This window comes from Crenobacter intestini (assembly GCF_004919095.1).
GTDB lineage: Bacteria > Pseudomonadota > Gammaproteobacteria > Burkholderiales > Chromobacteriaceae > Craterilacuibacter > Craterilacuibacter intestini.
On sequence record NZ_STGJ01000001.1, the window covers coordinates 519,255 to 539,996 of the forward strand.

Consider the following 20,742-nt stretch of genomic DNA (forward strand, 5'->3'; position numbering starts at 1 on the left):
GAGCGCCGCCTTGATGACGTCATCGTTAAACGACAGCCACGGAGAATGCCATGCCCAGCCCCGACCCTTCGCTGAGCGCCCTGCTTTGCCGCATCCGCGCGTGCCGGCTGTGCGCGGCGCACCTGCCGCTGCCGCCGCGCCCCATCGTGCAGGCCGGCGCGCACGCGCGCATCCTGATCGCCGGGCAGGCGCCGGGACTCAAGGTGCAGCAAAGCGGCGTCCCCTTCGACGACGCGTCGGGCGAACGCCTGCGTGGGTGGCTCGGCCTCGACCGCGACACCTTCTACGACGCGTCCCGCGTCGCGATCGCGCCGATGGGCTTTTGCTACCCGGGCAAGCGCGGCAGCGGCGACGCGCCGCCCAGGCCGGAATGCGCCCCCGCCTGGCGCGAGGCGCTGCTCGCGAAACTGCCGGAAATCCGCCTGACGCTTGTCGTCGGCCAGTACGCGACGCGCTGGCATCTGGGCCAGACGCTCACGCTGACCGAGGCGGCGACGCGCTGGCGTGAATTCGCGCCGTCCCGTTTCGTGCTGCCGCACCCCAGCCCGCGCAACCGGCCGTGGCTCGCCGCCCACCCCTGGTTCGAGGCCGAGGTGATCCCGGCGCTGCAAGCCGCGGTGCGCGCGGCGCTGGCCTGACTTGCCGGCGACGGGCGGCTTGATTAAAGTGGCGCACCGGCAAAAGTGCCCGCTCGCCAACATGCGGCGCGCCGACAAGAACCCAGGAGACAGGCATGGCCATCAGCGTATTTGACCTTTTCAAGATCGGCATCGGACCGTCGAGCTCGCATACCGTCGGCCCGATGCGGGCGGCGCGCACCTTTGTGGCCCGTTTGCAGCGCGACGGCCTGCTAGGCCGCGTCGCGCGCGTGCGCGCGCAGATGTACGGCTCGCTTGGCGCGACCGGCAAGGGGCACGGCTCGGACGTCGCCGTGCTGCTCGGCCTCTCCGGCGAAGAGCCGCAATTGATCGACCCGGACACCGTGCCGGCCAAGCTCGAGCGCATCCGCGCCGAATGCGAGATCCGCCTGCAGGGCGCGCACAAGGTCGCGTTCAACGAGGCAGACGACCTGATCCTGCACAAGACGGCGACCCTGCCCTACCACCCGAACGGGATGACGTTCGAGGCGTGGGACAGCGCGGGCGAGATGATCGCCAAGCGCGCTTACTACTCGGTCGGCGGCGGCTTCGTCGTCGACGAGGCGGCCATCGACGCGGGCTTCACGCCGCCGGGCAAGTCCGAGCTGACCCATCCGTTTGCCAGCGCCGCCGAACTGCTCGCGCTGTGCCGTACCCACGGCAAGCCGGTCAGCCAGATCATGCTCGAGAACGAGCTGGCCTGGCGCAGCGAGGCCGAGGTGCGCGCCGAACTTCTGAAGATCTGGCAGGTGATGCAAGGCTGCGTCGCCCGCGGCTGCCAGCGCGACGGCATCCTGCCTGGCGGCATGAAGGTCAAGCGGCGCGCCGGCCAGCTGTACCGCCAACTGGTGGAGCGCCCCGAGGCGGCCCTGGCCGACCCGCTGACCGTGATCGACTGGGTCAACCTGTACGCGCTCGCCGTCAACGAGGAAAACGCCGCCGGCGGCCGGGTAGTCACCGCGCCGACCAACGGCGCGGCCGGCATCATCCCGGCGGTGCTGCACTATTACGCGCGCTTCGTGCCCGGCGCCAACGACGACGGCGTGGTGCGCTTCCTGTTGACCGCCGGCGCGATCGGCATCCTGTTCAAGCTCAACGCGTCGATCTCCGGCGCCGAGGTCGGCTGCCAGGGCGAAGTCGGCTCGGCGTGCTCGATGGCGGCAGGCGCCTTGGCCGAGGTGATGGGCGGCACGCCCGAGCAGGTCGAGAACGCGGCCGAGATCGGCATGGAACACAACCTGGGGCTGACCTGCGACCCGGTCGGCGGCCTGGTGCAGGTGCCGTGCATCGAGCGCAACGCGATGGCGTCGGTCAAGGCGATCAACGCCGCACGCATGGCGCTGCGCGGCGACGGCAAGCACTTCGTCTCGCTCGACCGCGTGATCAAGACCATGCGCGACACCGGCGCCGACATGCACAGCAAGTACAAGGAAACCGCGCGCGGCGGCCTCGCCATCAACGTGATCGAGGTGCCGGTCAGCGTCGTCGAGTGCTGAGGGCTTGACAGCTACCGCCGCTGTCTTTATAGTTCGGCCTTCTTCCCGCGACGCGGGCAAGACGGGGGTATAGCTCAGTTGGTAGAGCGCTTGCATGGCATGCAAGAGGTCAGCGGTTCGATCCCGCTTACCTCCACCAGGACACTAAAGCCGGAATCGTCAGATTCCGGCTTTTTTCATGCGCGCGCCGCCTCGGCCTGCGCGGCGGCAAGCTGGGCATCCAGCGCGTCAAGGCGCCGGCCGGACACCCGGCCGAGCAGACCGCGCGCCGCCGACAGCCGGCCGAGCAGGCGCACGCAGCGGGTACGGCCGTCCGCCCAGCCGCCACACTGGACCAAGAGCGCGGCGACGGCACGCCACTCGTCGACCATCCACGCAAGTTCCTGCCCCAGCGCGACGCAACGCGCGAGGTCCGCGCCGAGCAGCGCCGTATCCAGATGACCTACCGCGTCCTCTAGCAGCGCGAGGCGGGCCAGCGCCCCCGCCAGCGCCCCGTCGGCGGCGTCGCGCGCGTGCGCGCGCTGGCGCTCGCTGAGCGTCTCCTCGAAGGGTTCGCCTTCGGCGGCGCCCTCCCGCCGGGCGAGCCCGGCCGAATGGTCGCGGCGCACGTCGCGCGGCGTCCCCAGGCCGAGCGAGGCGACCGGCGACTTGGGTTCTACCCTCAGCGGCTTGTCCATCGCGCCTAACTCGAACAGCTCAGCTGCAGCGACGCCGCCCAGGCCGGCGGCAGCGCGGCGAGGTCGTCAAACTCGGCGTCGTCGTCAAACGGGCGCGACAACGCGCGCGCGAGGCGCTCGAGTACCGACGCGTCGCCCGCCTCGGCCGCGCGGATCGCCTGCTCGGCCAGATGGTTGCGCAACACCAGCCGCGGGTTGGCGCGGCGCATCGCCGCACGGCGTTCTTCCGCCGGACGCGCTTCGCCCGCCAGCCTTTGCGCGTAGCGCGAGAGCCAGGCGCGCACGCCTGCGTCGGGCACGAAACCCGCCGCCTCGAACTGCGCGGCGGCGTCCAGCGACGCGTCGTAGCCACAGAGCGCGCGGAAGGTTAGCGTGAAGTCGGCGCCCAGGCGGTCCATCCACACGAAGAGATCGCCGACCAGCGCATCGTCGCCGTCCTGCGCCGCCACAAGCCCGAGCTTTTCGCGCATGCGCGCAAGAAACGCGGTTTCATAAAGCGCCGGCCATGCCAAGAGCACTTCGCGCAGGGCCTCTTCGCTCGCGAGCGGCAGCAGGCTGGACGCGAAGCAGTACAGATTCCACAGCACAATGTCGCTCTGGCGCGCGTACGCGTAGCGCCCGCTACTGTCCGAGTGGTTGCACACGTGGTTGAGGCGCGTCGCGTCGAGAAAGCCGAACGGGCCGTAGTCGAGCGTCCGCCCGGTCAGCGACATATTGTCGGTGTTGAGCACGCCGTGACAGAAGCCGACCGACTGCCACCGCGCGGCAAGCTCGGCGCTACGCCGGGCGGCTTCGGCAAACAGCGCGAGCGCGGGCAGCGGTGCGCCCTGGCAGGCGGGGAAGTGCTGCTCGACCGCGTAGTCGACCAGCGTGGTGAGCGCCGCGTGCTCGCCCTTGTGGTACAGCAGCTCGAAGTGGCCGAAGCGCAGGAAGGTGTCGGCGCTGCGGCACAGCACGGCGGCCCGCTCTTCCCGCTCGCGCCACACCGGCTCGCTGGACACCACCAGCGACAGCGCGCGGGTGGTCGGGATGCCCAGCGCGTGCATCGCCTCGCAGCCGAGGTACTCGCGCACGCTCGAGCGCAGCACCGCACGGCCGTCGCCCATCCGGGAGAACGGCGTCTTCCCGCTGCCCTTGAGCTGCAGCTCGACCCGCGCACCGCCCAGGCCGGCCTCGCCGATCAAGAGCGCCCGCCCGTCCCCCAGCTGGCCGGCCCACACCCCGAACTGGTGGCCTCCATAGCGGCTCGCCAGGGGCGCACCCCAAGAGGGCTCAGCGTTGCCCGAGAGCACGCCGAGCATCGTCTCCTGCCAGCTAGCCGGCCAGCCAAGCGCGCCGGCCAACGCGTCGTTGCCCGCCAGCAGGCGGGCGTCCGGCAAGGGCGTGGCCGCCACCGGCACCACGAAAGGCGCACCCAGCCGCGCGAGGGCGGGCGCCTGCAGCAAGTCATGTGTCATGAGCGGATTCTAGCGGCAGACGCCGGCGGATACACCCGGCAAGCGGCATGGTCTTGCCCGGCCGCGTCAGGCGGCCGTCTCCCATACGGGCATCAGCTCGGCGAGCAGCGCCTCGAGGATCAGGTCGCCCTCGCGCTCGGCCGGGTAGACGAACAGCAGGTCGGCCTCCTTGCGGATGTCGGGCACCACCAGCAAGCGCCCTTCCGCCTCGGCGGCCAGCGCGTGGTCCTCGCGGATCAGCGCAAGGCCGATGCCCGCGCACACCAGCGCCTCGACCGCCGAGAGGTGGTCGCATTCGGTGACCTTGCGCGGCGAGATGTTCAGCTCCCGCCACAACTCGCTGCTGATCTTGGACAGGCTGGAGAACTGCGACAGGCCGATCCACGGCAGCTTGCCCAGCGCCTTCGGGTTCATTTGCGGCACCCTGTCCTGCCAGGCGTTCGGCATCACCACGCGGAACGGTACGCTGCCCAGCACCCGGGTCGCGACGTTCACGTAGGGGTTCTTGCCCAGGTAAAAACCGCAATCAAGCTCCTTCTTGCGCACCAGGTTCAACACGTCGCCGGTCACCCCGTGGTGCAGGCGCAAATCGAGCAAGGGGTAGCGCTCGGTCAGCCGCGCGACCCACGGCCCGATGCGCAGGGTGTCCGGCGTCAGCGTGATGCCGATGTCGGCCTTGCCGGTGAGCTGGCCCTTCAGGCTCTTGGCGTGGTTGAGCAGCTCGCGTGACGCGGCAAGGATGGCCTGCGCCTGCGGCAACAGCTCCTGCCCGGCCACGGTCAGGCTGACGCCGCCCGCGCTGCGCTCGAACAGCGGCATGGAGACCTCCTCTTCCAGCGCCTTGATCTGCGCGGTGACGGCCGGCTGCGACAGGTGCAGCAGTTCGGCCGCCTGCGTCAGGTGCCCCTGCTGGGCGACCGTCACGAAGGTGCGCAACTGGTAAATTTCCATCGGTTCCCCTTGAAACGCTTGTCAGGCACCCGGACACGGCACCATGTATTCCGATTGGATTTTCTAAGACACAGCCCACGACCGCAAGCCTATCGCCATTCAAATCCCGTCGGCCGCACAATCCGACACAGCCATACATCTAGGCTGCACACCACAACGTCGGTCTTCAGCAGCAAGCCATCCTTACCGGATATGAGGTGCACGCAACCCTCTGCCCGATTAGTGCTCCAGCGACTACAGCGAGGCGACCCCTTCTCTGCCAACCGCAGTCATCCGCGCGGTCACGACTCACCAACAAGCATCACAGCCACCAAGGGCGCCCCCTCCGTCCCCCTTGTATTTCGTAGCGTTTAAATCGATTTGGCATACAGCAACTAGAGTCTAAACACCACTGTAAGACTATGTTTTATATAGGTTATTGCGACGCATCATTCGCCTGACAAATTCACCCAATCAAAAAATGCGATTAGCCCAGCCTCGAACCCTTCCGTACAGTCCGCCTTACGCAGGCGCATGCCTCGCGTCCGACAACAAGGAGGAACTCATGAACGAGGACGTACTCATCAAGGTACAGTCCAACCCCAAGTTCAAAGAACTGGTCCGCAAGAAGACCAGTCTGGGTTGGCAACTTTCGCTGGTCATGCTGGTCATCTACTACGGCTTCATCCTGGTACTGGCCTTCAACCCGCACAGCCTGGGCGCCCCGATCGCCCAGGGTTCGGTGATTACCATCGGCATCCCGATCGGCATTTTCATCATCGTCTCCGCCTTCCTGCTGACCGGCATCTATGTCCGCAAGGCCAACAGCGAGTTTGACGCCCTCAACCAGCAGATCGTCGAGGAAGCCCGCAAATGAAATCCCGTATCACATCCCTGTACGCGGGCCTGTTGACCGCACTGCCGACGCTTGCCCTGGCTGGCGAAGCCATGACCGGCGAAGTCGAGAAGCAGCCGCTGAACATCTCGGCCATCGTGATGTTCTTCATCTTCGTCGCCGCCACCCTGTTCATCACTTACTGGGCGGCGCGCAAGACCAAGTCGGCGTCCGACTTCTACACCGCCGGCGGCGGCATCACCGGCTTCCAGAACGGTCTGGCCATCGCGGGTGACTACATGTCCGCGGCGTCCTTCCTCGGCATCTCGGCGATGGTGTATGAGAAGGGCTACGACGGCCTGATCTACTCGATGGGCTTTTTGGTCGGCTGGCCGATCATCCTGTTCCTGGTCGCAGAGCGCCTGCGCAACCTCGGCAAGTTCACCTTCGCCGACGTCGCGTCCTACCGCCTCTCGCAGACCCCGGTGCGCATGTTCGCCGCGACCGGCACCCTGGTCGTCGTTGCGATCTACCTGATCGCGCAGATGGTCGGCGCAGGCAAGCTGATCCAGCTGTTGTTCGGCATGAGCTACACCTCGGCGGTGATCCTGGTTGGCATCCTGATGGTGATGTACGTGCTGTTCGGCGGCATGCTGGCCACCACCTGGGTACAGATCATCAAGGCGATCATGCTGCTCTCCGGCGCCTCGTTCATGGCCTTCATGGTGCTGGGTAAGGCCGATTTCAGCCTGAACCACATGTTTGAAATGGCCGTCGCCGCGCACGGCAAGGGCTTGGCGATCATGGAGCCGGGCGGCCTGGTGGCCAACCCGATCGACGCGATCTCGCTGGGCCTCGCACTGATGTTCGGTACCGCCGGCCTTCCGCACATCCTGATGCGCTTCTTCACCGTGTCCGACGCCCGCGAGGCACGCAAGTCGGTGTTCTACGCGACCGGCTTCATCGGCTACTTCTACATCCTGACCTTCATCATCGGCTTCGGCGCGATCTTCCTGGTGTTGAACCAGCCGGGCATGATGGAAACCGTGATGAAGAACGGCAAGGAAGTCACCCAACTGGTCGGCGGCAACAATATGGCGGCGATCCACCTGTCTGAAGTGGTCGGCGGCAACCTGTTCCTCGGCTTCATCTCGGCGGTGGCGTTCGCGACCATCCTCGCGGTGGTGGCCGGCCTGACCCTGTCGGGCGCCTCGGCGGTGTCGCACGACATCTACGCGTCGGTGATCAAGAAGGGCAAGGCCAACGAAAAGGACGAGATGCGCGTCTCCAAGATCACCACCCTGGCGCTCGGCGTGATCGCCATGCTGCTGGGCATCGTGTTCGAGAAGCAGAACATCGCGTTCATGGTCGGCCTCGCGTTCTCGATCGCGGCGTCCGCCAACTTCCCGGTGCTGTTCCTGTCGATGTTCTGGCGCGGCCTGACCACCCGCGGCGCCGTGCTCGGCGGCGCAGTTGGCCTGGTGACCGCGGTGGTGCTGATCATCCTCGGCCCGGCGGTGTGGGTTGACGTACTGAAGAATGAGACTGCACTCTTCCCGTACAAGAACCCGGCGATCTTCTCGATGACCCTCGCCTTCTTCTTCACCTGGCTGTTCTCCGTCACCGACAGCTCGCGCCAGGCTCAGGAAGAAAAAGCAAAGTTCGACGCACAGTTTGTCCGCGCGATGACCGGTATCGGCGCCGCCGGTGCGTCCAAGCACTAAGCCTTAAACCGCTGTAAATCGCCGCGCCCCTCGCGGGCGCGGCCTGAAAATACCAAGTCCACAAGGAGACCCCATGTCCACCCTCGAGTCGATCCTGAAAGAAACCCGCAGCTTCCCGCCGTCCGACGAATTCCGTCGCAAGGCCACGGTGTCGGGGATGGAGGCCTACAACACGCTGTGTGAAGAGGCCGACGACCACTACCTGTCGTTCTGGGGCGACCTCGCCCGCGAGATGATCAGCTGGAAGAAGCCGTTCTCCCGCGTGTTCGACGACAGCAACGCGCCATTCTTCAAGTGGTTCGACGACGGCGTGCTGAACGTCTCGCATAACTGTATCGACCGCCACCTGCCGCTGAACGCCAACAAGATCGCGCTGATCTTCGAAGCGGACGGAGGCGAAGTCACCCGCCTGACCTACGCCGAGCTCTACCACCGCGTCTGCCAGTTCGCCAACGGCCTCAAGAGTCTCGGCATCCAGAAGGGCGACCGCGTGGTCATCTACATGCCGATGGTGGTCGAAGCAATCGTCGCCATGCAGGCCTGCGCGCGCATCGGCGCGATTCACTCGGTGGTGTTCGGCGGCTTCTCCGCCGGTGCCGTGCGTGACCGCATCCAGGACGCCGGCGCCGTCGCCGTGATCACCGCCAACGAAGGCCTGCGCGGCGGCAAGACCGTCCCGCTGAAGGCCACCGTCGACGAGGCGCTCGCGCTCGAGGGCTGCGACTCGGTCAAGAACGTCATCGTCTACCAGCGCACCAACGGCGGTGCGCACTGGGTCGAAGGCCGCGACATCTGGTGGCACAAGCTGACCGAAGGCCAGAGCGAGCACTGCGAACCGGAGTGGATGAACGCCGAAGATCCGCTGTTCATCCTCTACACCTCCGGCTCGACCGGCAAGCCCAAGGGCATCCAGCACAGCAGCGCGGGCTACCTGCTGGGCGCAGCCAACAGCTTCCGCTGGGTGTTCGACTACAAGCCGAACGACGTGTTCTGGTGCACCGCCGACGTGGGCTGGATCACCGGCCACTCCTACGTCTGCTACGGCCCGCTGGCCAACGGCGCGACCCAGGTCATCTTCGAGGGCGTGCCGACCTACCCGGACGCCAGCCGCTTCTGGAGCATGATCGAGAAGCACAAGGTCACCACCTTCTACACCGCGCCGACCGCGATCCGCTCGCTGATCAAGCTGGGCGCCGACCTGCCCAAGCAATACGACCTCTCCAGCCTGCGCCTGCTGGGTACCGTCGGCGAGCCGATCAACCCCGAGGCGTGGATGTGGTACTACGAGGTGGTCGGCGGCGGCCGCTGCCCGATCGTCGACACCTGGTGGCAGACCGAGACCGGCTCCGCGATGATCGCCCCGCTGCCGGGCGCGGTCGCGACCAAGCCCGGTTCCTGCACCCTGCCGCTGCCGGGCGTGATCGCCGACATCGTCGACGAGTCCGGCGCGCCGGTCGAGCCGGGCCGCGGCGGCTTCCTGGTGATCAAGAAGCCGTTCCCGAGCCTGGTGCGCACCATCTGGGGCGACGCCGACCGCTTCAAGAAGACCTACTTCCCCGAAGAGTTCAACGGCCAGTACTACCTGGCGGGCGACTCGGCCAACCGCGACGAGAACGGCTATTTCTGGATCATGGGCCGCATCGACGACGTGCTGAACGTGTCGGGCCACCGCCTGGGCACCATGGAGATCGAGTCGGCACTGGTCGCCAACCCGCTGGTCGCCGAGGCAGCCGTGGTCGGCAAGCCGCACGACGTCAAGGGCGAGGCCGTGGTCGCCTTCGTGGTCCTCAAGGGCAACCGCCCGGAAGGCGACGACGCCAAGAAGATCGCCACCGAGCTCAAGAACTGGGTCGCGCACGAGATCGGCAAGATCGCACAGCCGGACGACATCCGCTTCGGCGAGAACCTGCCCAAGACCCGCTCGGGCAAGATCATGCGCCGCCTGCTGCGCTCGATCGCCAAGGGCGAGGAGATCTCGCAGGACGTCTCGACGCTGGAAAACCCGCACATCCTGAGCCAGCTGCAACAGGGCGTCTGATTTTACCGCCTTTGCAACGAGGCACTGACCGCCGGCACCGCCGGCGGTTTTTTTGCGTTTGCGCAACGCACTTTTCCGTGCACGCGCGGCCACGGCCGGCAGCGGGCTAGAATGTCTCTTTCAACATCGGGAACACCACGATGGCATCCAGCCTGCTCGCCCTGCTCGACGATATCGCCACCTTGCTCGACGACGTGTCGCTGATGACCAAGGTCGCCGCCAAGAAGACCGCCGGCGTGCTCGGCGACGACCTCGCGCTCAACGCACAGCAGGTCTCCGGCGTCGACGCCAGCCGCGAGCTGCCGGTGGTGTGGGCGGTCGCCAAGGGCTCCTTCGTCAACAAGCTGATCCTGGTGCCGGCGGCGCTGGCGATCAGCGCGTTCGCGCCGTGGGCGATCGTACCCCTGCTGATGGCCGGCGGCGCCTTCCTCTGCTACGAGGGGGTCGAGAAGCTCGCGCACAAGTTCTTGCACGGCAAGGAAGACGCGGCGCACGAGGCCGAGCTCGCCGCGGCGCTCGCCAGGCCCGAAGTCGACCTTGCTGCGCTGGAGAAGGACAAGGTGAAGGGCGCGATCCGCACCGACTTCATCCTGTCGGCCGAAATCGTGACCATCGCGCTGGGCACCGTCGCGGCGGCGACCTTCGTCGAGCAGGTCGCGGTACTGTCCGGCATCGCGGTGGTGATGACCATCGGCGTGTACGGGCTGGTCGCCGCCATCGTCAAGCTCGACGACGCGGGGCTGTGGCTGATGCAAAAGCAGGGCAGCACGCCGCAGGCGGTCGGCCGCGCGCTGCTCGCGGCCTGCCCGTGGCTGATGAAGGGCTTGTCGGTCGCCGGCACGGTTGCGATGTTCCTGGTCGGCGGTGGCATCCTGGTGCACGGCATCCCCGCGCTGCACCACCTGGCCGAATCCCACCAGGCGGGCATCATCGGCGCGCTGGTGCCCTCCTTCGTCAACCTGTTCACCGGCCTGGTCGCGGGCGCGCTCGCGCTTGGCGCCGTGACGCTGATCTCGCGCGTGCGCCGCGCCTGAATCAGGCCGGCGGGCGCACATGGCGCCAGGCACACGCTTTTTACTGCGGCTACCTTGATTGGGGTGTACGGGTACGCGACAACTTGTAGCGATTGCTCGAAATCCGGATAATTTGCCGCTTTCGCAACGCCCGCGCCGCCATGGACCTCAGCCACTACCTGCCCATCCTGGTCGCCACCGCCCTCGTCAATAACGTGGTGCTGGTGCGCGTGCTCGGGCTGTGCCCGTTCATGGGCGTCTCCAAGAAGCTGGAGGCGTCGATCGGCATGGGCATCGCCACCGCCTTCGTGCTGACGCTGGCCTCTGGCACCAGCTACCTGATCAACGCGCTGCTGGTCACGCTGGGCCTCGAGTTCCTGCGCACCCTCTCTTTCATCGTGGTGATCGCCGCCATCGTGCAGTTCACCGAGATGGTGATCCACAAGACGAGCCCCTTGCTCTACCAGGTGCTCGGCATCTACCTGCCGCTGATCACCACCAACTGCGCGGTGCTGGGCATTCCGCTGCTGAACGCGCAGGCGCAGCACGGCTTCGCCGAGTCGCTGATCTTCGGCCTCGGCAGCGCGCTGGGCTTTTCGCTGGTGCTGGTGCTGTTCGGCGCGATGCGCGAGCGCCTCGAAGGCGCCGACGTGCCCGCACCGTTCCGCGGCCCGGCCATCGCGCTGGTGACCGCCGGGTTGATGAGCCTCGCTTTCATGGGCTTTGCCGGCCTCGTCAAATGAGAAACACGACCGTATGAACATCCTGTTGACCGCGCTTGGCGTGATGGCCCTGCTCGCCATCGTGCTGGGCGCCATCCTGGGCTTCGCCTCGGTACGCTTCCGGGTCGACGCCGACCCCTTGGTCGACCAGATCGACGCGATCCTGCCGCAGACCCAGTGCGGCCAGTGCGGCCACCCCGGCTGCCGGCCGTACGCCGAGGCGATCGCCAGCGGCGACGCCGACATCAACCAGTGCCCGCCCGGCGGCGAAGACGGCATCCGCAAGCTCGCCGAACTGCTCGGCGTCGACTTCAAGCCCTTCGACGGCGAAGCGGCCGAGCCCAAGCCCAAGTCGGTCGCGCGCATCGACGAGACAACCTGCATCGGCTGCACGCTGTGCATTCAGGCCTGCCCGGTCGACGCCATCGTCGGCGCGGCCAAGCAGATGCACACGGTGATCGAGAGCGAGTGCACCGGCTGCGAGCTGTGCCTCGCGCCCTGCCCGGTCGACTGCATCCGCATGGTGCCGCTAGGCACCAGCGTCGAGACCTGGAAGTGGCGCTACCCGGTGATCCCGATCAGGACGATCAAGGCATGAGACAGCTGTACCGCTTTCACGGCGGCATCCACCCGCCCGAATTCAAGGACCTCTCCAACGGCACGCCGATCGCGCAACCGCCCTTGCCCGCGCGCCTGGTGGTGCCGGTGTCGCAGCACCTTGGTGCGCCGGCCAAGCCCTGCGTCGCCGTGGGCGAGGCCGTCCTCAAGGGCCAGGTCATCGCCGGCGCCGACGGGCGCGTGTCCGCCGCCGTGCACGCGCCAAGCTCGGGCCGGGTGGTCGCGATCGCAAACGCCGACGTCGCGCACCCGTCCGGCCTGCCGCAGACCTGCATCAGCATCGAGACCGACGGCCTCGACAGATGGGTCGGCAAGACGCCGCTGCCAAACTGGCAGGATGCCGACAACGAGACGGTGCGCGCCTTCCTGCGCGACATGGGTGTGGTCGGCCAGGGCGGCGCGGTGTTCCCCACCGCGCTCAAGCTCGGCGTCAGCCAGCTCGACACCCTGATCGTCAACGGCGCCGAGTGCGAACCCTTCATCAGCTGCGACGACAGGCTGATGCGCGAGCGCGCGCAAGAGATCGCCAAAGGCGTCATGATCGCCGGCACGCTCACCTGCGCCGCCGAAATGCTGATCGGGGTGGAAGACAACAAGCCCGAGGCGATCGCCGCACTCAAGGCCGCGTGCGCCGGCACCCCGATCGAGGTGGTCAGCGTGCCGACCCGCTACCCGTCCGGCGGCGCCAAGCAGCTGATCCGCATCCTGACCGGCAAGGAGGTGCCGCACGGCATGCGCTCGACCGACTTTGGCGTACAGTGCTTCAACGTCGGCACCCTCTATTCGCTCAAGCGCGCCATCGTCGACGGCGAGCCGGTGATCAGCCGCGTCGTCACGCTGACCGGCGAACTCGAACGCTGCGGCAACACCGAGGTACTGCTGGGCACGCCGATCGAACACCTGCTCGCGTGGGCCGGCGTCACCGCGCGCTGCGACGGCGTGATCGTCGGCGGTCCGATGATGGGCTTCCCGCTTGGGTCACGCGCGGCAGGCGTTAGCAAGGCGGTCAACTGCCTGATCGCCAGGAGCGATACGCTGCTGCCACAGCGGCCGCCCGCGATGCCGTGCATCCGCTGCGGCGCGTGCGCCGACGCCTGCCCGGCAGAGCTGCAGCCGATGGAGCTTTACTGGCACGCCAAGGCGCGCGAATTCGGCCCGGCGCAGGAAGCCAACCTGTTCGACTGCATCGAATGCGGCGCGTGCAGCTACGTGTGCCCGAGCCAGTTGCCGCTGGTCGACTTCTACAAGTTCGCCAAGGACGAGATCTGGGCGGCCGAGCGCGACAAGAAGGCGGCCGACCTTGCGCGCGCGCGCCACGAATTCCGCCAGTTCCGCATCGAACGCGACAAGGCCGAGAAGGCCGAACGCCTCGCCGCACGCGCGGCGACCCCGGCTGCGGCTGCCGCACCCGACGCGGCCAAGGCCGACGCGATCCGCGCGGCGATGGCCAAGGCGGCCGAACGCAAGGCCAGTGCCGCGCCGCCGCCTACCGACGACGCCAAACGTGCCGCCATCGAAGCGGCGATGGCGCGTGCCGCGGCGAAGAAGGCCGAACAGCAGGACGCCGATGCCCCACCCAAGCCGGTGCTGGACGACGCCAAGCGCGCCGCCATCGAGGCAGCCATGGCGCGCGCGGCGGCCAGGAAGGCCGAACAGCAAAGTGCGGCAGCGCTCGAGGCCGAAGCGGCACCGGCGCCCGCCGCCCAGCCCGTGATCGACGACGCCAAGCGTGCCGCCATCGAGGCGGCGATGGCGCGCGCGGCGGCCAAGAAGGCCGCACAGCAAGGCGCGGCGGTGCCCGAGACCGAAGCGGCACCCGCACCCGCCGCCAAGCCCGTGATCGACGACGCCAAGCGCGCCGCGATCGAGGCGGCGATGGCGCGCGCGGCGGCCAGGAAGGCCGAACAGCAAAGTGCGGCAGCGCTCGAGGCCGAAGCGGCACCGGCGCCCGCCGCCAAGCCCGTGATCGACGACGCCAAGCGTGCCGCCATCGAGGCGGCGATGGCGCGCGCGGCGGCCAAGAAGGCCGAACAGCAAGGCGCTGCGGTGCCCGAGGCCGAAGCGGCACCGGCGCCCGCCGCCAAGCCAGTGATCGACGACGCCAAACGCGCCGCCATCGAGGCGGCGATGGCGCGCGCGGCGGCCAAGAAGGCCGAACGCGAAGCCCAGAAAGGACAAGACCCGCAACCATGATGTACGCGCCCTACCTCGCCCGCCCGACCACGGTGTCGACGGTCATGTTCAAGGTGCTCGCCGCGCTGCTGCCGGCCATCGCCACCAGCGTATGGGTGTTCGGCGCCGGCGTGCTCGTCCAGCTGGTGCTCGCCAGCGTCACCGCCCTCGTCACCGAGGCGCTGATGCTACGCGCGCGTGCCGTGCCGGTCGCGCCCTTCCTGAAGGACGGCAGTGCCCTGCTCACCGCCTGGCTGCTCGCGCTGTCGATGCCGCCCCTCGGCGTGTGGTGGCTGATCGTGGTCGCCACCGCCTTCGCCATCGTGTTCGGCAAGCAGTTGTACGGCGGGCTCGGCAACAACCCGTTCAACCCGGCGATGGTCGGCTTCGCGATGGCGATCGTCGCCTTTCCGGCGCAGATGGCGGCCTGGGGCATCCCGCACGGCCCGCTGTCCGCCCTCGACCAGTTGGGCTGGATCTTCGCTCGCGAACTGCCCGCGCACCTGACGCTTGACGCCATCACCAGCGCGACCCCGCTCGACTACCTGAAGACGCATATCGCGCCGGACATGCCGGCAGGCGACGTGATGGCGAACCCGCTGTTCGGCCGCTTAGGCGGTGCCGGGCGCGAGTGGGTCGCGCTCGCCTACCTGGCCGGCGGCCTCTACCTGTTGCAGCAGAAGGTGATCGCCTGGCACACGACGGTGGCGCTGCTCGGCGCGCTGGGCCTTGTCGCCCTGCTGATGCACCTGGCCGACCCGTGGTACTACAGCGGCGCGCCCTTCCACCTGGCCGCCGGCGCGACCATGCTCGCGGCCTTCTTCATCGTGACCGACCCGGTCAGCGCGCCGGTCAGCGCGCGCGGCCGGCTGATCTTCGGCGCCGGCGTCGGCGTGCTGATCTACGTGATCCGCGTGTTCGGCGGCTACCCGGACGCGGCGGCGTTCTCGGTGCTGTTGATGAATATCGCCACCCCGCTGATCGACCGCTACACGCGCCCGCCGTCGTTCGGCGCGGCTAACCGCAAGCGCAAGGAAAAGAGCCGATGATCCGCCGCGCCGCCACCCAGGCCCGCGTGAGCGCGGCCACCCTGCTCGCGTTCACCTTCGCCGCGACGCTGATCCTCGCGCTGAGCTTCATCGCGACCCGCGAGCGTATCGCGGCCAACGAAAACGCGGCGCGCGCCGCGCTGATCGCGCAGACGCTGCCCGCGGGCAGCTTCGACAACGACCTGGTCGCCGACACCGTCCCGCTGACCGGCGCCGAGGCGGCCGCGCTTGGGCTCGCCCCCGGCGCCGTCGCCCATGTCGCCCGCAAGGGGGGCGCGCTGGTCGCCCGCGTGTTCGAGGCCGAGACCGGCCGCGGCTACGGCGGCCGCATCCGCCTGCTGGTCGGCGTCACCGCCGACGGGCGCGTCAGCGGCGTGCGCGTGGTGGCGCACAAGGAGACGCCGGGCCTGGGCGACTATATCGACCGCGCCAAGAGCAGCTGGGCCGACCAGCTGGCCGGCCGCGGCATGGAAACCCGCTGGCGCGTGAAGAAGGACGGCGGCGACATCGACTCGGTCAGCGGCGCGACCATCTCGGCGCGCGCCGTCACCGGCGCGGTCGGCCAGGCCGTGGGCGTCGCAGACCAACTCGCCGCCCGGCTGAAGGAGCAGAAATGAGTGACGCCAAGCCCACCTCCCGCTGGCGGGAAATCGCCCATAACGGCCTGTGGAAGCAGAACGCGGGCGTCGTCCAGCTGCTCGGCCTGTGCCCGGTGCTGGCGGTCAGCACCAGCGTCATCAACGGCGTCTCGCTGGGGCTGGCCACCACCCTGGTGACCGCGCTCTCCGGCGCCTCGGTCGCGCTGCTTCGCCAGTTCATCCCGAACGAGATCCGCAACCCGGTGTTCATCATGATCATCGCCGCGCTGGTCACCTGCGTCGACCAGGCGATGAACGCGTGGATGCACGGGCTGTACGCGGTGCTCGGCATCTTCATCCCGCTGATCACCACCAACTGCATCGTGATGGCGCGCGCCGAGGCGTTCGCCTCGCGCAACACCGTGCCCGAGGCCGCGCTCGACGGCGCGATGATGGGGCTGGGCCTCACCGGGGTGCTCGCCGTACTGGGCGCGCTGCGCGAAATGATCGGCCGCGGCACGCTGTTCTCGGGCGCCGAACTGGTGTTCGGCGACGCCGGCCACGCGCTGGTGCTGCACCTGGTACCGGCCCAGATGAACTACCAGTACCTGCTCGCGCTGCTGCCGCCGGGCGCCTTCATCGGGCTCGGCCTGATGGTCGCCGGCAAGCAGTGGCTGGACGCGCGCGCCCGCGCCCGCGCAGCCCTGCAACAAGCGGCCGCTACGCCGCTGCCCGAGGCGGAGGCGGCGCAATGAACGCAGCCAAGCGCCGCGCGATCTTCGAGCGGCTGCGCGAGGACAACCCGCAGCCGACCACCGAGCTTTTGTACGACACGCCGTTCCAGCTGCTGATCGCCGTGCTGCTGTCGGCGCAGGCGACCGACGTCGGCGTCAACAAGGCGACCCGCCGCCTGTTCCCGCTGGCGCCCACCCCCGAGGCGATGCTGGCGCTGGGCGAGGCGCGCCTCACCGAAACCATCCAGACCATCGGGCTTTACCGCACCAAGGCGAAAAACACCCTCGCCACCTGCCGCATCCTCGTCGAGCAGCACGGTGGCGAGGTGCCGCAAAGCCGCGAGGCGCTCGAGGCCTTGCCCGGCGTCGGCCGCAAGACCGCCAACGTGGTGCTCAACACCGCCTTCGGCCAGCCGACCATCGCGGTCGACACCCATATTTTCCGCGTCGCCAACCGTACCCGCCTCGCGCCGGGCAAGGACGTGCGTGAAGTGGAGGACAAGCTCACGCGATTTACCCCGCCCGAGTTCCGGCTGGACGCCCACCACTGGCTGATCCTGCTCGGCCGTTATGTGTGCAAGGCACGCAAGCCCGAATGCGCGCGCTGCCCGATCCAGGATCTCTGCGAGTACCCGGCAAAGCCGGTATGATTGAATAAGCTGCTTGAAAATGGCGGTGGCAGGCAGCATCTGCCAAAGCCGGGCCCGCCCGCCTGCGTCGGCCCGCCAAGACTGGAAATGAAAAAGTGAACACGCAATTGCGCAAAATGGCTGTGCTGGCCGTCGCCGTCGTCGCCCTCTCCGGCTGCGACAGGGTCAGCCAGTGGATCAAGGGGGAAGAGCCGATCGCCAAGGTGGCGGTACCGGCCAAGGCGGACGGCAGCGTACAGATGCTGCTGCCCGACTTCACCATGCTCGTCGAGCGGGAAGGCCCGGCTGTCGTCAACATCCAGGCGACACGCAGCAGCAACGGCCCGGGCAGCGCCCAGCCGTCGCGCCTGCCCGGCATCCCCGAAGACGACCCGTTCTACGACTTCTTCCGCCGCTTCATGCCGCCCGAGCAGCAGGACGCGCCGCCGGACGAAGGCGTGTCCTTCGGCTCGGGCTTCGTGATCAGCGAAGACGGCTACATCCTGACCAACGCGCACGTAGTCTCCGGCGGCGACCAGATCAAGGTCACGCTGACCGACCGCCGCGAGCTGAAGGCCAAGCTGGTCGGCCTCGACAAGCGCACCGACGTCGCCGTGCTCAAGGTCGACGCACAGGGGCTGTCCGCCGCCAAGATCGGCAACCCGGCCGCACTCAAGGTCGGCGAATGGGTCGCCGCCATCGGCGCGCCGTTCGGCTTCGACAACACGGTGACCGCCGGCATCGTCTCGGCCAAGGGCCGCAGCCTGCCCGACGAGAGCTACGTGCCCTTCATCCAGACCGACGTCGCGATCAACCCGGGCAACTCGGGTGGCCCGCTCTTCAACCTAAAGGGCGAAGTGGTCGGCATCAACTCGCAGATCTACAGCCGCTCGGGCGGCTTCATGGGCATCTCCTTCGCGATCCCGATCGATATCGCGATGAACGTCGTCGAACAGTTGAAGAGCAAGGGCAAGGTCAGCCGTGGCCAGCTCGGCATCCACATCCAGGAGCTGACGCAGGAACTCGCCGCCTCCTTCGGCCTTGAGCGCCCGCACGGCGCGCTGGTCGTGCGTGTCGAACCCGACGCCGCCGCTGCCAAGGCCGGCGTGCAGGCCGGCGACATCGTGCTCAAGCTGAACGACAAGGTGATCGAAAGCTCGCGCGACCTGCCCATTCTGGTCGGCGCGATGCAGCCGGACACCGAGGTCAAGCTCACGCTATGGCGCAAGGGCAAGGAAAAGGTCGTCATCGCCAAGTTGGGCGAACTCAAGCAGGACGAAGAGGCATCCGCCGACAAGAAGGGCGGCAACGGCAGCGAGCCGCAGTCGTTCAACTTCGACAAGATCGGGCTGATCGTCAGCGAACTCTCCGCCGAGCAAAAGAGCGCGCTCGGCGTCAAGGGCGGCCTCTTGGTCCAGAAGGTGACGGGCGTCGCCGCCCGCTCGGGGCTCGCCACCGGCGACGTGATCGTCGGCGTCAACCAGACCGAGGTCGGCTCGGTGAAGTCGTTCGAGCGCGAACTGAACGCCGCGCGCGGCAATATCGCCCTTCTGGTGCGGCGCATGGACAACACGCTGTTCATCCCGCTGCAGATCCAGTAACTCCAAGCCGCCCGTAGAGGCGGCTTTTTTTTCGCGCAACAAGGGGACCGTCATGAAAGGCATCGCTGTCTTCCAGCACTACCCGGGCGAAGGGCCCGGTTACTTCGCGCGCTTTGCCGAGCGCGCCCACCTCAAGCTCCACCTGCTCCAGGGCCACCTGGGCGAGACGCTGCCCGCGTCGATCGCCGGCTACGCCGGCATGGTGGTACTCGGCGGGCCGATGAGCGTCAACGACCGCCTGCCCTTCGTCGAACACGAGAAGGCGCTGATTTGCGAGGCGATCGCGCTGGACATCCCGGTGATCGGCCACTGCCTGGGCGGCCAGTTGCTCGCCGAAGCGCTCGGCGGCATGGTAGGCGCCAACCCGGGCGGCGCCGAGATCGGCTGGCACCCGGTACGCGCGGCGGACGCCGCCAACCCTTGGTTCGGCGACGCGACCGGCACCGAACTGATGCACTGGCACAGCGAATACTTCACTCTGCCCGAAGGCGCGACGCTGCTGCTGGACAGCGCGCACTGCCCGCACCAGGCGTTCAGCCACGGCATCCATCTGGGCATGCAGTTCCATCTGGAAATGGACGAGGCGATGCTCGCGCACTGGAGCGAATGCGTGGACGAGATCGCGCCCTACGCCGAGCACCCGGGCGTGCAGGCGATCGAGGCGATGCTCGCGCACAGCGAGCGCAAGCTGATCGCGTCGAACGCGCTGGCCGACCGCGTCTACCGCACCTGGGCACGCGCGCTCAAGCTGTGAACAAAACAAAAGCAAACACTGCAAACGGAGAAAACCATGCAATTTATGACCACCGACCTCTACGACGCCCACGAAGGGCAAGTCAACGTCGCCACCCCCCTGCTGCAACGCTACGGCGGCCGCGCGCGCTTTAGCGGGCAGATCGCCACCGTCAAGCTGTTCGAGGACAACACGCTGGTGCGCGAAGTGCTGGGCACACCAGGCGAGGGCAAGGTACTGGTCGTCGACGGCGGCGGCTCGCTGCGCTGTGCGTTGATGGGCGACCAGATCGCCGAACTCGCGGTGAAAAACGGCTGGGAAGGCGTGGTGATCTGGGGCTGCATCCGCGATTCGGTCGCCATCGCCGCGCTAGACCTTGGCGTACGCGCACTGGCGACCAACCCCAAGAAGTCGGTCAAGCGCGGCGAAGGCCAGCAAGGGCTGGCCGTACGCTTCGTCGACGTCGACTTCACCCCCGGCCACTGGCTGTACGCCGACGAAGACGGCGTACTGGTCTCACCCACCAGGATCGCCTGACATGGACGAGGCGGGGCTGGCGCGCTTCGTGCGCACGCAGGACGCGGTCTACCCGGCGGTGCTCGCCGAGCTTAGCGCCGCGCGCAAGCGTTCGCACTGGATGTGGTTCGTGTTCCCGCAACTGGACGGCCTCGGCCACAGCGCGATGGCCGAGCGCTACGCGCTCTCCAATCTTGCCGAGGCGCGTGCGTACTGGGCGCACCCGACGCTCGGCCCCAGGCTCGCCGAGTGCCTGCAAGCCCTGCTCGCGCACCGCAGCCTGGCCATCCGCGACATTCTGGGCCGGCCGGATGACCTAAAGCTGTGCTCGTGCGTCACCCTGTTCGGCCGCGCCGTGCCGGACGAGCCGCTGTTTGCCGCCACCCTCGCCGCCTTCTACGGCGGCAAGGAAGACCCGCTGACCCTGCGCCTGCTCGGGCTGTAACGGGCTGCTGGCCCGGCAAGAACAAAGGGGCGTGTCCGTCAGGACACGCCCCTTTGTTCTTATAGATGCGCACGGCAGATGTATTGGGTGCGCGCACAAAGCAAAACCCCCAGCTCATGGAGCTGGGGGTCTGCGGA

General features: G+C 67.9%; 20 protein-coding genes and 1 tRNA gene. 18 read left to right on the forward strand and 3 right to left on the reverse strand.

The features are described from left to right. Positions 1–50 precede the first annotated feature (50 nt). From E5K04_RS02385 to E5K04_RS02395, 3 genes are all read left to right on the forward strand, one after another. Complete coding sequence (locus E5K04_RS02385; protein WP_136551295.1) at positions 51–638, forward strand: uracil-DNA glycosylase family protein; 588 nt, start codon at positions 51–53, stop codon at positions 636–638. Between the two features lie 95 nt (positions 639–733). Further along, on the forward strand, positions 734–2,134 hold the full coding sequence (locus tag E5K04_RS02390; protein WP_136551296.1) for an L-serine ammonia-lyase: 1,401 nt from the start codon (positions 734–736) through the stop codon (positions 2,132–2,134). Positions 2,135–2,197: 63 nt separating this feature from the next. Continuing rightward, a tRNA-Ala gene (locus tag E5K04_RS02395) sits at positions 2,198–2,273 on the forward strand. 37 nt (positions 2,274–2,310) lie between these two features. Here the strand turns inward: E5K04_RS02395 and E5K04_RS02400 are convergent. The 3 genes from E5K04_RS02400 to E5K04_RS02410 form a co-directional block, all read right to left on the reverse strand. After that, positions 2,311–2,811: a hypothetical protein gene (locus E5K04_RS02400; protein ID WP_136551297.1), complete on the reverse strand. Its 501-nt coding sequence runs from the start codon at positions 2,809–2,811 to the stop codon at positions 2,311–2,313. A gap of 5 nt (positions 2,812–2,816) precedes the next feature. Continuing rightward, entirely contained in the window at positions 2,817–4,268 is a 1,452-nt protein-coding gene (locus E5K04_RS02405; RefSeq protein WP_136551298.1) for a protein adenylyltransferase SelO, read from the reverse strand. Positions 4,269–4,334: 66 nt separating this feature from the next. Continuing rightward, the gene (locus tag E5K04_RS02410) at positions 4,335–5,219 is read right to left on the reverse strand and encodes a LysR family transcriptional regulator (RefSeq protein ID WP_136551299.1); all 885 of its coding nucleotides are present in this window, start codon (positions 5,217–5,219) and stop codon (positions 4,335–4,337) included. A 544-nt stretch (positions 5,220–5,763) separates the two neighbouring features. Here E5K04_RS02410 and E5K04_RS02415 point away from each other — a divergent pair. The 15 genes from E5K04_RS02415 to E5K04_RS02485 all read left to right on the forward strand — a co-directional run bounded on the left by E5K04_RS02415 (position 5,764) and on the right by E5K04_RS02485 (position 20,605). Next, complete coding sequence (locus E5K04_RS02415) at positions 5,764–6,075, forward strand: DUF485 domain-containing protein (protein ID WP_136551300.1); 312 nt, start codon at positions 5,764–5,766, stop codon at positions 6,073–6,075. Next, positions 6,072–7,757, forward strand: a complete 1,686-nt coding sequence (locus tag E5K04_RS02420; RefSeq protein ID WP_136551301.1) for a cation acetate symporter — start codon at positions 6,072–6,074, stop codon at positions 7,755–7,757. Before E5K04_RS02415 ends, E5K04_RS02420 begins: the two co-directional genes overlap by 4 nt. A 73-nt stretch (positions 7,758–7,830) precedes the next feature. After that, positions 7,831–9,795 carry an acetate--CoA ligase gene (gene acs / locus E5K04_RS02425; protein ID WP_136551302.1) on the forward strand — a complete coding sequence of 655 codons (1,965 nt, stop codon included), beginning with the start codon at positions 7,831–7,833 and terminating at the stop codon, positions 9,793–9,795. A 140-nt stretch (positions 9,796–9,935) separates the two neighbouring features. Then, positions 9,936–10,829 (forward strand): DUF808 domain-containing protein, encoded by an 894-nt coding sequence (locus E5K04_RS02430; RefSeq protein WP_136551303.1) that lies wholly within the window; start codon positions 9,936–9,938, stop codon positions 10,827–10,829. A 140-nt stretch (positions 10,830–10,969) separates the two neighbouring features. Beyond that, on the forward strand, positions 10,970–11,551 hold the full coding sequence (gene rsxA / locus E5K04_RS02435; RefSeq protein WP_136551304.1) for an electron transport complex subunit RsxA: 582 nt from the start codon (positions 10,970–10,972) through the stop codon (positions 11,549–11,551). 13 nt (positions 11,552–11,564) lie between these two features. Then, positions 11,565–12,128, forward strand: a complete 564-nt coding sequence (gene rsxB / locus E5K04_RS02440; protein ID WP_205700274.1) for an electron transport complex subunit RsxB — start codon at positions 11,565–11,567, stop codon at positions 12,126–12,128. Further along, positions 12,125–14,341, forward strand: coding sequence for an electron transport complex subunit RsxC (rsxC, locus tag E5K04_RS02445; RefSeq protein ID WP_136551305.1), 2,217 nt, complete (start codon positions 12,125–12,127; stop codon positions 14,339–14,341). Before rsxB ends, rsxC begins: the two co-directional genes overlap by 4 nt. After that, on the forward strand, positions 14,338–15,369 hold the full coding sequence (locus E5K04_RS02450) for an RnfABCDGE type electron transport complex subunit D (protein WP_136551306.1): 1,032 nt from the start codon (positions 14,338–14,340) through the stop codon (positions 15,367–15,369). The genes rsxC and E5K04_RS02450 overlap by 4 nt, the downstream gene beginning before the upstream one ends. Then, on the forward strand, positions 15,366–15,986 hold the full coding sequence (locus E5K04_RS02455; protein WP_136551307.1) for an RnfABCDGE type electron transport complex subunit G: 621 nt from the start codon (positions 15,366–15,368) through the stop codon (positions 15,984–15,986). The genes E5K04_RS02450 and E5K04_RS02455 overlap by 4 nt, the downstream gene beginning before the upstream one ends. Then, a complete protein-coding gene (locus E5K04_RS02460) occupies positions 15,983–16,702 on the forward strand; it encodes an electron transport complex subunit E (protein ID WP_136551308.1) in 720 nt (239 codons plus the stop codon). The genes E5K04_RS02455 and E5K04_RS02460 overlap by 4 nt, the downstream gene beginning before the upstream one ends. Beyond that, positions 16,699–17,331 carry an endonuclease III gene (nth, locus tag E5K04_RS02465; protein ID WP_136551309.1) on the forward strand — a complete coding sequence of 211 codons (633 nt, stop codon included), beginning with the start codon at positions 16,699–16,701 and terminating at the stop codon, positions 17,329–17,331. Before E5K04_RS02460 ends, nth begins: the two co-directional genes overlap by 4 nt. Before the next feature lie 116 nt (positions 17,332–17,447). Further along, on the forward strand, positions 17,448–18,911 hold the full coding sequence (locus E5K04_RS02470) for a DegQ family serine endoprotease (RefSeq protein WP_136551310.1): 1,464 nt from the start codon (positions 17,448–17,450) through the stop codon (positions 18,909–18,911). Between the two features lie 52 nt (positions 18,912–18,963). Next, a complete protein-coding gene (locus E5K04_RS02475; protein WP_136551311.1) occupies positions 18,964–19,665 on the forward strand; it encodes a type 1 glutamine amidotransferase in 702 nt (233 codons plus the stop codon). 36 nt (positions 19,666–19,701) lie between these two features. After that, positions 19,702–20,181, forward strand: coding sequence for a ribonuclease E activity regulator RraA (gene rraA / locus E5K04_RS02480; protein WP_136551312.1), 480 nt, complete (start codon positions 19,702–19,704; stop codon positions 20,179–20,181). A 1-nt stretch (position 20,182) separates the two neighbouring features. Beyond that, complete coding sequence (locus E5K04_RS02485) at positions 20,183–20,605, forward strand: DUF1810 domain-containing protein (RefSeq protein WP_136551313.1); 423 nt, start codon at positions 20,183–20,185, stop codon at positions 20,603–20,605. Positions 20,606–20,742: the final 137 nt, after the last annotated feature.